The sequence below is a fragment of the Burkholderia sp. Z1 genome, assembly GCF_014893795.1.
Classification (GTDB): Bacteria; Pseudomonadota; Gammaproteobacteria; order Burkholderiales; family Burkholderiaceae; genus Burkholderia; species Burkholderia theae.
This window is the reverse complement of the sequence record NZ_JACFYL010000001.1, coordinates 3,391,746-3,404,289: the sequence shown is the minus strand read 5'-3', so window position 1 is coordinate 3,404,289 and position 12,544 is coordinate 3,391,746. Positions and strand designations below refer to the sequence as shown.

General features: G+C 67.6%; 9 protein-coding genes. 2 read left to right on the top strand and 7 right to left on the bottom strand.

Going from position 1 to position 12,544, the window contains the following annotated elements:
- Positions 1–33 precede the first annotated feature (33 nt).
- The gene (locus H3H55_RS15810) at positions 34–1,113 is read left to right on the top strand and encodes an MBL fold metallo-hydrolase (protein WP_193099228.1); all 1,080 of its coding nucleotides are present in this window, start codon (positions 34–36) and stop codon (positions 1,111–1,113) included.
- A gap of 16 nt (positions 1,114–1,129) precedes the next feature.
- On the opposite strand, the gene H3H55_RS15805 is transcribed toward H3H55_RS15810, so the two are convergent.
- The 6 genes from H3H55_RS15805 to argS form a co-directional block, all read right to left on the bottom strand.
- On the bottom strand, positions 1,130–2,770 hold the full coding sequence (locus H3H55_RS15805; RefSeq protein WP_193099226.1) for an ABC-F family ATP-binding cassette domain-containing protein: 1,641 nt from the start codon (positions 2,768–2,770) through the stop codon (positions 1,130–1,132).
- A gap of 189 nt (positions 2,771–2,959) precedes the next feature.
- Positions 2,960–4,555 (bottom strand): ABC transporter substrate-binding protein, encoded by a 1,596-nt coding sequence (locus tag H3H55_RS15800; protein WP_193099224.1) that lies wholly within the window; start codon positions 4,553–4,555, stop codon positions 2,960–2,962.
- 356 nt (positions 4,556–4,911) lie between these two features.
- The gene (locus H3H55_RS15795; RefSeq protein ID WP_129513081.1) at positions 4,912–5,685 is read right to left on the bottom strand and encodes an SDR family oxidoreductase; all 774 of its coding nucleotides are present in this window, start codon (positions 5,683–5,685) and stop codon (positions 4,912–4,914) included.
- 19 nt (positions 5,686–5,704) lie between these two features.
- A complete protein-coding gene (locus tag H3H55_RS15790; RefSeq protein WP_193099223.1) occupies positions 5,705–6,343 on the bottom strand; it encodes a thiol:disulfide interchange protein DsbA/DsbL in 639 nt (212 codons plus the stop codon).
- A gap of 69 nt (positions 6,344–6,412) precedes the next feature.
- Positions 6,413–7,303 (bottom strand): SPOR domain-containing protein, encoded by an 891-nt coding sequence (locus tag H3H55_RS15785; RefSeq protein WP_193099221.1) that lies wholly within the window; start codon positions 7,301–7,303, stop codon positions 6,413–6,415.
- Positions 7,304–7,392: 89 nt separating this feature from the next.
- A complete protein-coding gene (argS, locus tag H3H55_RS15780; RefSeq protein WP_193099220.1) occupies positions 7,393–9,174 on the bottom strand; it encodes an arginine--tRNA ligase in 1,782 nt (593 codons plus the stop codon).
- Positions 9,175–9,373: 199 nt separating this feature from the next.
- On the opposite strand from argS, the gene H3H55_RS15775 reads away from it, so the two are divergent.
- Positions 9,374–9,697, top strand: a complete 324-nt coding sequence (locus H3H55_RS15775; RefSeq protein ID WP_048251702.1) for a DUF1840 domain-containing protein — start codon at positions 9,374–9,376, stop codon at positions 9,695–9,697.
- Positions 9,698–9,807: 110 nt separating this feature from the next.
- Here H3H55_RS15775 and metH read toward each other — a convergent pair whose 3' ends face one another.
- On the bottom strand, positions 9,808–12,525 hold the full coding sequence (metH, locus tag H3H55_RS15770; RefSeq protein WP_193099218.1) for a methionine synthase: 2,718 nt from the start codon (positions 12,523–12,525) through the stop codon (positions 9,808–9,810).
- Positions 12,526–12,544 lie beyond the last annotated feature (19 nt).

Genomic DNA, 12,544 nt, shown 5'->3' with positions numbered 1-12,544 from the left:
CATTCGCACCGATAACGACGAGACGCCCCACCGATGAACGCACTGGAACACCAACTCGACTATCCCTTCGCCGACACGCTGCCCGCCGCGGGCGACACGTTCGAGGTCGCGCCCGGCGTGCGCTGGCTGCGCATGCCGCTGCCGTTCTCGCTCGACCACATCAACCTGTGGCTGCTGCGCGACGAGATCGACGGGCAGGCCGGCTGGACGATCGTCGATTGCGGGATCTCGTCGGACGCGATCCGTACGCACTGGGAACAGATCTTCGACACGCATCTCGACGGCCTGCCGGTGCTGCGCGTGCTCGTCACGCACTGCCACCCCGATCACTTCGGCCTCGCGAACTGGCTGTGCGAAGGTGGCGACCGGGGCCGCTGGAACGTGCGGCTGTGGATGACGCTCGGCGAGTACATGTTCGGCTGCCTGATGGCGGCCGGCAACGGCTCGAACGCGGGTGGCGCGGCGGCCGCCGATCACTTCGCGCGCCACGGGCTGACCGATCCCGCCGCGCTCGACAAGCTGCGCAACCGCCGCAACTACTACTCGGATCTCGTGCCGGCCGTGCCGCCGCGCTACCGGCGCCTGCGCGAAGGCGACGCGGTGACGATCGGCACGCGCACGTGGCGCGTCGTCACCGGCTTCGGCCATTCGCCTGAACATTGCGCGCTGCACAGCGAAGCGGACGACGTGCTGATCTCCGGCGACATGGTGCTGCCGCGCATCTCGACCAACGTGTCGGTGTTCGACCTCGAACCGGAAGCGAACCCGCTCGCGCTGTACCTGCAGTCGCTCGGCCGCTACGAGACGATGGCACCCGACACGCTCGTGCTGCCGTCGCACGGCAAGCCGTTCCGCGGCGTGCGCACGCGCATCGCGCAACTGCGTGCGCACCACGACGCGCGGCTCGACGAAGTGCGCGTCGCGTGCGCGGAGCAGCCGACGAGCGCGGCCGATATCGTGCCGATCATGTTCCGCCGCCGCGAGCTCGATATCCACCAGATGACGTTCGCGCTCGGCGAGGCGCTCGCGCACCTGAACCTGCTGTGGCTCGCGGGCGAACTCGTGCGCGAGCAGGGCGACGACGGCGTGCTGCGGTTCCGCACCGCCCGCTGATACCGCTTCGTTGTCCTCACACGACGGGTTCGTAACGCCACCCGTCGTGATGCCATTGCATCGCGTGCGTCGGTGCGAGCGCCGCGAGAAACGCGGTGTCGTGCGACGCGACCACGATCGCGCCCGGGAAGCCGGCCAGTGCGGCTTCGATCGCGCGCACCGATTCCAGATCGAGGTGATTGGTCGGCTCGTCGAGCAGCAGCAGTTGCGCGGGCGTGCCGCGCCACAACGCGCATGCGAGCGCGGCCTTCAGCCGTTCGCCGCCGCTCAACTGCCGCGCCGGCTGCGTCGCGCGTGTCGCGTCGAGTTGCAACAGCGCGAGACGGCTGCGCAGGTCGCCTTCGGCGAGCGGCGTATCGAGCAGCCCCAGTTGCTCGACGATCGAGCGCTCGGGATCGAGCAGCGCGAGCCGCTGGTCGAGATACGCGGCGCTCACGTGCGTCGCGCATGCGCCTGAACGCGGCGCGAGCTCGCCCGCGAGCATCCGCAGCAACGTCGATTTGCCGCATCCGTTCGGGCCCGTCAGCGCGATGCGCACGGCGCCGCTCGCCGACCACGTGATCGTTTCGGCGTCGCCCGCGACGCGCCACGGCAGTCGCGCGTGTTCGAGCGTGAACAGCTGGCGCCGTGCGCTGACCTCGGTGCCCGGCAGCGACACGAGCACGGGCGCATCGGCTTCGACGCGCGCGGCGGCCTGCTGTACGCGTTCGTCGAGCGTCGCCTTGGTTTCGTGCTGACGCCGCCGTACCTGACCCATGATGTTGCGCGCCGCGCCCTTGCGCGACTCGCGTGCCCCCGACGACAGGTTGGCCGTCTTCGCGTGGTAAAGCGAGTCGGCCGCGTGGCGCTGGATGGTGTCGTGTTCGTCTTCGAGCCTGCGTCTGATGCGCCCGCGCGCGCTGCGCGCATGATCGAGTGCCGCGTGCGCGGCATCCTGTTCCGCGTCGCGCTGCGCGCGGTAGAGCGCGTAGTTGCCGCCGTACGAGCGCGCGCCGTGCGGCGTCAGTTCGACGATGCGCTGCACGTCGGCCAGCAGCGCGCGGTCGTGGCTCACGATGACGAGGCCGCCGCGCCAGCCGTCGAGCGCCGCACGCAGCCACGCGCGGCCCGGCGCGTCGAGATGGTTGGTCGGTTCGTCGAGCACGAGCAGGCCGGCGCCGGACAGCAACGCGCCGATCAGCGCGACGCGCGCGAGCTGGCCGCCGCTCAGCGCCTGCGCGGGCGTGGCGGGCTGCACGTCGTGCAGGCCGGCCGCGTCGAGCGCCGCGCGCAACTGCTCGGCGAGATTCCAGCGCTCGCCGATCAGGTCGAAGTCGTGCGGCTCCGCGCGGCCGTGGGCGAGACGCGCAAGCGCGCCGAGCGGCGCATCGAGCGCGGCGATTTGCGCGACGGTGCGCGGGCCGACCGACGCATCGTCGTGCTGCTGCGCGACGTAGACGACTGGCGTGTGCCTGTCGATCGTGCCCGAGCTCGGCGCGCGGCGGCCGGCGATCAGCTGCGCGAGCAGACTCTTGCCGATGCCGTTGCGGCCGACGATGCCGGTCGGCGTGCGGTCGATGGAAAGGTCGAGCGAATCGAACAGCGTGACGCCGTCGTCGAAGCGCAAGGAAACGTGATGAAGCGCGACGAGCGCGCCGGTCGGCGTGGCAGCAGCCATAAGCACCTCCGAAAATGCGTGAAGACCTTCGCGCGGCGTGCGTGGCACGGCGGCGAAAACATTTTGGGAAGGCTTAGTTGTTCACTTTGGCTGGCGTCCGGTATGAGGAATAGGAGCGGAGTGTAGCAAGCGCCGCACGCGGGCCGCAAGCGACGGGCGCGCACGCCGTCGCTTGCGCGCCACGCGCGATTACTGCACGGAGACCGTCGTGAAGTTCTGTCGTCCGAACGGGCTCACGTGATAACCGCTCACGTTCGTGCGCGTGAGCGCGGCCGCGGTCGGGTAGCCGAGCGGGATCCACAGCGCCTGGTCGTGGATGATCTTCTGCGCGGTTTCGTACAGCTTCGCGCGCTTGGCCTGGTCGGCGGTCGACTTGCCGTCGGCGATCAGCTTGTCGAGCTGCGCGTCGCAGAAGCGCGCGAAGTTGATGCCCGATTTCACCGCGTTGCAGCTGAACAGCGGCGACAGGTAGTTGTCCGGATCGCCGTTGTCGCCGGCCCAGCCCATGAACAGCATGTCATGCTGGCCGAGCTTCGCCTGCTTGATCAGCTCGCCCCATTCGATCACCTTCACGTCGGCCTTCACGCCGATCTTCGCGAGGTCGGCCTGCAGCAGCTCCGCGCCGACCTTCGGGTTCGGGTTCAGCACGCTGCCGGTCGGGCGCGTCCAGATCGTCGTCGAGAAGCCGTTCGGGAAGCCGGCCTGCGCGAGCAGCTGCTTTGCCTTCGCGGGATCGTACGCATACGGCGACACGTCCTTCGCGTAGCTCCACGTGTTCGGCGGATACGGGTTGTTGGCGGCTGTCGCCGTGTTGTCGAACACGACCTTCAGGTAGGTCGCACGGTCGAACGCGAGGTTCAGCGCCTCGCGCACCTTGTCGTTGTCGAGCGGCTTTTTCTGCGTGTTCAGCGCGACGAACGCGGTCATGAACGCGGGCGTCTGCACGACCTTCAGCGCGCTTTCGCCCTTCGCGGCGAGCACGTCCTGCGGCTTCGGCGACAGCGCGATCTGGCATTCGCCGGCCTTCACCTTCTGCAGGCGCACCGACGGGTCGGGCGTGATCGCATAGATCAGCCGGTCGACCTTCGGCTTCGTGCCCCAGTACGTCGGGTTCACGTCGTAGCGGATCAGCGCGTCCTTCGTGTAGCTCTTCAGCACGAACGGGCCCGTGCCGACCGGCTTCGCGTTCAGGTCGGCCTGCTTGCCGGCCTTCAGCAACTGGTCCGCGTATTCGGCCGAGTAGATCGACGCGAAGCCCATCGTCAGGATCGGCACGAACGTCGCGTTCGGCTCGTTCAGCACGAACTTCACGGTGCTGTCGTCGACCTTCGTGACCGACTTCACGAGCTTCACGAGGCCCATCGACTGCGCGTGCGGGAAGCCGCTCGCGCCGGCCACCTTGTGCCACGGGTTCGCATCGTCGAGCATCCGGCTGAACGTGAACACGACGTCGTCCGCATCGAGTGCGCGGCCCGGCTTGAAGGTGTCGGTGGTCTGGAACGCGACGTTCGGGCGCAGGTGGAACGTGTAGGTGAGGCCGTCGGCGCTGGCGTCCCATTTGTCGGCGAGCGCGGGCACGACCTTTTTCGCGGCTTCGTCGTACGACACGAGCGTGTTGAAGATCACGTCGGCCGACGCGTTGGTCGTGACGAGCGAGTTGTACTGCACGACGTCGAAGCCGTCCGGGCTCGATTCCGTGCAGACGGTGAGCGGCTTGGCGGCGGCGAGGCCGGGGGCGGCGAGTGCGGCGGCGACCGCGGCCGCGGCGAACAGCTTGACGTGCATAGGATCTCCCACGTGGCTTGTGTTTTTTGCTGGGTAACGGGATGCGGGCGCGGCCCGGAGGCGGACAGGGCCGGCGCGGCTGACGAATAGCATACCGTCAAAGCATGCGACGCGTGAAAAAAGGCGCCGGAACGCGGCGAATTGGCCGACAAACGGCTGCGTTCGCGACGGAACGGGTGTTGATGCGGCGGTGGGTGCCGCAGTGGCGGCGGGAGAGGCCGGCGGCGGGGAGGGGCGCGGCGCCGTCAGGGCGTGCGGCGGGAGCGGCGCTGACGCAGCGGGAATTGCCGCGAAATCGAAGCTTCGATGCGGCGATACGGCCCGGCGCGTGTCGCGCGGGCCGGGCCGCCGGTGTGTCAGTGCGCGCCGGCCTTCGGCTTGCGCGGCGCCTTCTCGAACAGGCGGTCGTAGAGCCAGCGCGGCAGCACGTGCAGCACCTTCGCGACGACGCCCATCTGCCACGGAATCACGCGGAACGCGTGCTGCCGCGCGATCGCGCGCGCCGCGCGCGCGGCGAAGCGGTCGGCGTCCATCAGGAACGGCATCCGGTACGGGTTGTGCGCGGTCATCGGCGTGCGGATGTAGCCGGGCGCGATCGTCACGACGCCGACACCGGCGGCACGCAGCTCGACGCGCAGCGATTCGAGATACTTGATCGCGGCCGATTTCGACGCGCTGTACGCGCCGGAGCCGGGCAGGCCGCGCACGCCGGCGACGCTCGCGACGCCGACCAGCGTGCCGTGGCGCGAAGCCGTCATCGGGCCGACGAACGGCTCGAACGTCGCGACCATCCCGTAATAGTTGATGTCCATCACGTCGCGGAACGTCGCGAGATCGCCCTGGCCCGTGACGGCGCCCTGGCTGATGCCCGCGTTCGCGATCACGACGTCGGGACAGCCGTGCGTCGCGATGAACGACGCGGCGGCCGTCGCGAGCGCGTCGGCATCGCGCACGTCGGCGGAATAGACGGAGATGGACAGCTTCGGGAACCGCCGCGCGAACGCATCGAGCGCATCGGTGCGGCGCGCGACGAGCGCGAGCGTGGCGCCCTGACGGGCGTATTCCTCGGCCATCGCGAGGCCGAGGCCGCTCGACGCGCCGGTGATGAAGACCTTCAGCGGAGTAGTCATGCCGGCGCGCGGGCGGGGATCAGAGCTTCTTGTCCTGAACCTGCTTCACGAGGAAGTCGAGCACCTGGGCCGTACCCGGGATGCTGTTCGTGTAAGCGGGGCCCGTCTTGTACTTGCCCTGGATGACGACCGTCGGCACGCCGTCGATCGCGTAGTCCTTCAGCAGCTTGGCCGACTGGTTCACCTCGCCCTGCACGCTGAACGAGTTGTACGCGTCCATGAACTGCTTCTTGTCGACGCCCTGCGTGGCCAGGAAGTCGGCCTGTGCCTGCGGCGTCAGCAGGTAGTTCTTCTGCTTGTGGATCGCGTTGAAGATCGCCGGCGTGACCTTCTCGGAGATGCCGAGCGCGGACACCGCGTAGTACAGCTTCGAGTGCGGGACGAAATCGTCGCGGAAGGCGACCGGCACGCGCTTGAAGTCGATCTTGTCGCCCTGCTTCTTCACCCAGGCCTCGATCGTCGGCTCGAATTCGTAGCAGTGCGGGCAGCCGTACCAGAAGAACTCGATCACCTCGACCTTGCCGGCCGGTGCGGACACCGGCTGCGGCGACTTCATCACCTCGAAGTCCTTGCCGGCGACCGGCGCTGCGGGCGAAGCCTGGGCGAAGCCGGCCGCGAGGCCCAGGGACAGAAGGAGCGTGCTAAGCAGTTTTTTCATGTTGTGAACGTCGAATCAGTTGCTCGGGTTGCGAAACGTAGCGGGTTCTGCGTGGGCTCGGCCGGCGGCTTACTGCTTCGTGAAGCGGATCACTGCCGTGTCGACACCTGCATCGGACAGGCGCTGACGGGCCGAGTTCATATCCTCGAACTTCGAGAACGGGCCGACGCGCACGCGGAAATAGGTCACGCCGCTGACGTCGCGCTTCGACACCTTCGACTCGAAGCCCTGGAAGCCGAGGCGCGCGCGCTGCTGCTCGGCATCGCCTTCGGTCTTGTACGCGCCGACCTGCAGGAAGTAGCCGGTATTCGCGTCGCTCGCGGTCGGCGGCTTCGCTGCCGCGGCGGCCGTGGCCGACGACGTCGGTTTCGGCGTGTTGGCGGCCACCTGCTGTTGCTGCTTTTGCGCGGCGGCTTGCTGCGCCTGCTTCTGCGCGGCGAAGCGCGCGAGGTCGTCCTCGCCTGCCTGCTGCTGTTGCTGCTGCGCCGGCGGCGTCTTCTTCGGCGGCGTGTTGTCGGCCGGCTTCGGCGCGACGGCGACGCCGTTGTTCGACGACGGATTGTTCGACGCGGTCGTGTTGTTCGAGCTGCCGGTGCTGTTCGAGCCGTTGGCCGACGGCGGCACTTCGACGATCTGCGGCTCGGGCAGCAGGCCGCCCTGGGTCTGGTTCGCGGCCTGGCCGGGCGCGGTGTTGGGCGGCGCGGGTTGCGCGGCCTGCGGCACCGGCTGGCCGGGCGTCTTGCCCTGCAGCGCGCGGTTCGGGTCGAACTGCTGCGGCTGGCTCGCGCCGGCGTCGGCCGGCGGCGGCGCGACCTTCGACACGAACGGAGACGGCGAACGCGTGATGTAGAGCGCCACCACCACGGCGATTGCGAGGCCGACGATCAGGCCCAGCACGATTCCAAGAAATGTTCCTCCGGCTTGTTTCGATTGCTTCGAAGTTCGGCGTGGTTGTGCCATTGCTTGAGTCACCTGCAAAAAGAATCGTGAAAAGGCCGTGGCGAGCGCTGCCGCGGCCATTCGCTGCCCGGTTCGGGCCGCTTACATCCTTACATCTTGGCGGGCGCGGATACGCCGAGCACCGCCAGACCGTTCTCGAGCACCTGCCGGGTCGCGGCGAGCAGCGCGGCGCGCGCATTGCGCGGCGCTTCGTCGTCGACCAGCACGCGCTCCGCATTGTAGAACGAGTGGAATTCGCCAGCGAGATCGCGCAGGTAGAACGCGACCGCGTGCGGCGCCAGCTCGTTCGCCGCGTGCGTGAGCATGTCCGGGTACTCGGCGAGCTTCTGCATCAGCGACGTGGCCTGCGCGCTCGTGAGCTGCGACAGGTCGGCGCCCGGCAGCTGCGCGGCGTCGACGTTGTAGCGCGACTTCAGTTCGTTGAGCACCGAGCAGATCCGCGCATGCGCGTACTGGACGTAATAGACCGGGTTTTCGTCGTTCTGTTTCAACGCGAGATCGATGTCGAACACGAACTCGGTATCGGCCTTGCGCGAGATCAGGAAGAAACGCACCGCGTCGCGGCCGCGCGTGATGGTCGCCTCGTCGATCAGGTCGGGTGCCGCTTCCTGGCCCGGCGCCGCGCCGCCCGACCATTCGATCAGGTCGCGCACCGTCACGTAGCTGCCCGCGCGCTTCGAGAGCTTCACTTCCTGGCCGTCGCGCATCACGGTGACCATCTTGTGCAGCACGTAGTCGGGATAGCCCTTCGGGATCCCGATGTGCAGCCCCTGCAGGCCGGCGCGCACGCGCGCGATCGTGCCGTGGTGGTCCGAACCCTGGATGTTGATCACCTTCGTGAAGCCGCGCTCCCATTTCGCCACGTGGTACGCCACGTCCGGCACGAAGTACGTGTAGGTGCCGTCCGACTTGCGCATCACGCGATCCTTGTCGTCGCCCTCGTCGGTCGTGCGCAGCCACAGCGCGCCGTCCTGCTCGTAGGTCATGCCGGCCTTGATCAGCGCGTCGACCGTCTTCTCGACGCGGCCTTCGCTGTACAGCGACGACTCGAGGTAGTACTGGTCGAACTTCACGCCGAACGCCTGCAGGTCCATGTCCTGCTCGCGACGCAGGTACGTCACCGCGAACTTGCGGATCGCGTCGAGATCCTCGACGTCGCCCGTGCCCTTCACCGGTTCGCCGTCCGACGCGGCGACCGTTTCGCCGTTCAGGTAGTCGCGTGCGATGTCGGCGATGTATTCGCCGTTGTACGCGGCTTCCGGCCAGCCCGCGTCGCCCGGCTTCAGGCCGCGCGCGCGCGCCTGCGTCGAGATCGCGAGGTTGCCGATCTGCACGCCCGCGTCGTTGTAGTAGAACTCGCGGTGCACCGCGTAGCCCTGGCTCGCGATCACGTTCGCGAGCACGTCGCCGAGCGCGGCCTGGCGGCCGTGGCCGACGTGCAGCGGGCCGGTCGGGTTCGCCGACACGAATTCGAGCAGCACCTGCTTGCCTTTCTCGCGATCCGACGTGCCGAACGCGCGGCCCTGGGCGAACACGGCGGCGATCACCGCCTGTTTCGCGGCGGCCGACAGGCGCAGGTTGATGAAGCCGGGGCCGGCGATTTCGGCGGCTTCGACGAGCCCTTGCGCGGCCGGCTGCGCGTTGAGCGCGGCGACGATCTGCTCGGCGAGCTGGCGCGGGTTCGCGCCGAGCGGCTTGGCGAGCTGCATCGCGACGTTGCACGCGACGTCGCCGTGCGCGGCGACCTTCGGGCGCTCCAGCGTGATGGCCGGGGCGACGAACGCCGCGTCGGCGCCTTTCAGCGCGTGTGCGACCTGCTTGACGCTATCCGCGAGCAGGGCTTCGAGGGTCTGTTTGTGTGCTGGCAGCATGCTGGTAGAAGGCTTGGTTGGTGGCGGCCGGAAACGCCGGCCCGCCGGCGCGCTTTTTAAGCGCGCGTTTCAGGGATCGCAGAATTTTAACAGGTGCTAATATGCCGATCAGGCGGCCCGTGTCCGCGAGGCCGGGCGCCGGTCTGCCGGCGTTCCCCAACGGCATCGCGCAGGCACAACAAGAGAAAAGGGAATAGTCATGATTACGTTCAAGAGCAAGGCGGCACAGGATCTCGACGTGCTGAAGGATTTCGCCGTATATGTGTTGAGCCTCGTCGGCAAGCAGCTGGGCGAGCGCGGCGTGATTACGCACGACGAACTGGACAGCGCGATCGCGAAGCTGGAAGGGGCGGTTGCGCAGGCGAAGCAGGAGCGCGCCGAGCACGCCGGCCATTTCCACGAAGACGAAGCCGACCATGCGCACCACGAAGTGCCGCCGAACCTGGCACAGCGCGTCGCGCCGTTCCTGATGATGCTGCGCGAAGCGAAGGCCGGCGAGGCCGACGTGCACTGGGGTTTCTGAGCTTCCTTGCCCGGCGGTAAGCGGGTCGGAAAGGCAGGAAAAAGCCCGCTTTCGAGCGGGCTTTTTCTTTTTGTCTGACCAAACGGGCGGGGGGCACCCGCCGGCGCCACTCAGAGCTGCGGCGCGAGCGCGCGGCGCGCGTCGTCGAGCGACAGCGCCATGCGCTGAGCGTAGTCCTCGAGCTGATCCTGCCCGATTTTCCCGACCGAGAAATACCGGCTGTCCGGGTTCGCGAGGTAGAAGCCCGACACGCTCGCGGCCGGCAGCATCGCCAGCGAGTCGGTCACGCTCATGCCGATCTCGTCGGCGCGCAGCACGTCGAACATGTCGCGCTTCACGAGGTGGTCGGGGCAGGCCGGGTAGCCGGGCGCCGGGCGGATGCCCGCGTATTTCTCGGCGATCAGCGCGTCGTTGTCGAGCGTTTCGCCGTTCGCATAGCCCCACAGCTCGCGTCGCACGCGTGCATGCATCGCTTCCGCGAGCGCTTCCGCGAAGCGGTCGGCGAGCGCTTTCAGCATGATCGCGCTGTAGTCGTCGTGGTCGGCTTCAAACTGCTTTTCCTTCACGTCGACGCCGAGGCCGGCCGTCACCGCGAACATCCCGATGTAGTCGGCGACGCCCGATTCCTTCGGCGCGATGAAGTCGGCGAGCGAGCGGTTCGGCCGCATCACGCCGTCGACCACCGGACGCACGCTCTGCTGGCGCAGGTTGCGCCACGTGAGCAGCACTTCCGAGCGCGACTCGTCGCTGTAGATCTCGATGTCGTCGTCGTTGACGGTGTTCGCCGGCAGCAGCGCGATCACGCCGTTCGCGGTCAGCCAGCGGCCCTGGATCAGGCGCGCGAGCATCGATTTCGCGTCGGAGAACACGCGCCGCGCCGATTCGCCGACGATCTCGTCGTTCAGGATCGCCGGGTACGGGCCCGCGAGATCCCACGTCTGGAAGAACGGGCCCCAGTCGATGTAGTTCGCGAGATCGTTCAGGTCGTAGTTCTTGAACACGCGGCGGCCGATGAACTTCGGTTTCGCGGGCGTGGTGTTCGCCCAGTCGATCTTCGCCTTGTTCGCGCGCGCTTCGGCCAGCGTGACCATCGGCTGCGCCTTGCGGTTCGCGTGCTGGTCGCGGATGCGTTCGTAATCGGACTTCAGCTCGTCGAGGTACTTCGTCGCGCCTTCGTCCGACAGCAGGCTCGATGCGACCGACACCGAGCGCGACGCATCGGGCACGTAGACGACCGGGCCTTCGTAGTGCGGCGCGATCTTCACGGCCGTGTGCACGCGCGACGTGGTCGCGCCGCCGATCAGCAGCGGGATCTTCTTCACGCGGAAGTAGTCGTCGCGCTGCATTTCGGACGCGACGTAGGCCATTTCCTCGAGGCTCGGCGTGATGAGGCCCGACAGCCCGATGATGTCCGCGCCCTCGACCTTCGCTTTCGCGAGGATCTCGTTGCACGGGACCATCACGCCCATGTTGACCACTTCGAAGTTGTTGCACTGGAGCACGACCGACACGATGTTCTTGCCGATGTCGTGCACGTCGCCCTTCACGGTCGCGATGACGATCTTGCCCTTCGCGCGCACGTCGCCGCCCGCTTCCGCGAGCAGGCGTTTTTCTTCCTCGATGAACGGGATCAGGTGCGCGACGGCCTGCTTCATCACGCGCGCCGACTTCACGACCTGCGGCAGGAACATCTTGCCCTGGCCGAACAGGTCGCCGACGATGTTCATCCCGTCCATCAGCGGGCCTTCGATCACGTTGATCGGGCGGCCGCCCGCCGCGTCGATCTTCGCGCGCACTTCCTCGGTATCCTCGACGATGAAGGTCGTGATGCCGTGCACGAGTGCGTGCGAGAGCCGCTTCTCGACCGGCTGGTTGCGCCACTCGAGGTTCTCTTCCTTCTTCGCGCCGCCGACCTTGAACTTGTCGGCGATCTCGAGCAGGCGGTCGGTGGAATCGTCGCGGCGGTTCAGGATCACGTCCTCGACGCGCTCGCGCAGCTCCGCGTCGAGATCGGCATACACGCCGAGCTGGCCCGCGTTCACGATGCCCATGTCCATCCCCGCCTGGATCGCGTGGTACAGGAACACGGTGTGGATCGCCTCGCGCACCGGGTCGTTGCCGCGGAACGAGAACGACACGTTCGACACGCCGCCGCTCACCTTCGCGTACGGCAGGTTCTGCTTGATCCAGCGGGTCGCCTCGATGAAGTCGACCGCGTAGTTGTTGTGCTCCTCGATGCCGGTCGCGACCGCGAAGATGTTCGGGTCGAAGATGATGTCTTCCGGCGGGAAGCCGACTTCGTTCACGAGGAAATCGTACGAGCGCTTGCAGATCTCGGTCTTGCGCGCGTACGTATCGGCCTGGCCCGTCTCGTCGAACGCCATGACGACGGCGGCCGCGCCGTAGCGGCGGATCAGGTTCGCGTGATGGCGGAACGCTTCCTCGCCTTCCTTCAGCGAGATCGAGTTCACGATCGCCTTGCCCTGCACGCACTTGAGGCCGGCCTCGATCACGTCCCACTTCGACGAGTCGATCATGATCGGCACGCGCGCGATGTCCGGCTCCGACGCGATCAGGTTCAGGAAGCGCACCATCGCCGCCTTCGAATCGAGCATCGCCTCGTCCATGTTGATGTCGATCACCTGCGCGCCGTTCTCGACCTGCTGGCGCGCGACGGCCAGCGCGTCGTCGAACTGGCCGTTGAGGATCATCCGCGCGAACGCCTTCGAGCCGGTGACGTTGGTGCGTTCACCGACGTTGATGAAGAGCGTTCCGGACGTGACGTTGAACGGCTCGAGGCCGGCAAGGCGCATCATGTGATCGGTCATGGCGTGCGAATTCGTGTAA

Excerpts from the sequence above, each read along its gene's own strand:
- H3H55_RS15785 (WP_193099221.1), bottom strand. The coding sequence starts at position 7,303 with ATGGCACAACCACGCCGAACTTCGAAGCAATCGAAACAAGCCGGAGGA.
- H3H55_RS15795 (WP_129513081.1), bottom strand. The coding sequence starts at position 5,685 with ATGACTACTCCGCTGAAGGTCTTCATCACCGGCGCGTCGAGCGGCCTC.
- H3H55_RS15805 (WP_193099226.1), bottom strand. The coding sequence starts at position 2,770 with ATGGCTGCTGCCACGCCGACCGGCGCGCTCGTCGCGCTTCATCACGTT.
- H3H55_RS15790 (WP_193099223.1), bottom strand. The coding sequence starts at position 6,343 with ATGAAAAAACTGCTTAGCACGCTCCTTCTGTCCCTGGGCCTCGCGGCC.
- metH (WP_193099218.1), bottom strand. The coding sequence starts at position 12,525 with ATGACCGATCACATGATGCGCCTTGCCGGCCTCGAGCCGTTCAACGTC.
- H3H55_RS15810 (WP_193099228.1), top strand. The coding sequence starts at position 34 with ATGAACGCACTGGAACACCAACTCGACTATCCCTTCGCCGACACGCTG.
- argS (WP_193099220.1), bottom strand. The coding sequence starts at position 9,174 with ATGCTGCCAGCACACAAACAGACCCTCGAAGCCCTGCTCGCGGATAGC.
- H3H55_RS15775 (WP_048251702.1), top strand. The coding sequence starts at position 9,374 with ATGATTACGTTCAAGAGCAAGGCGGCACAGGATCTCGACGTGCTGAAG.
- H3H55_RS15800 (WP_193099224.1), bottom strand. The coding sequence starts at position 4,555 with ATGCACGTCAAGCTGTTCGCCGCGGCCGCGGTCGCCGCCGCACTCGCC.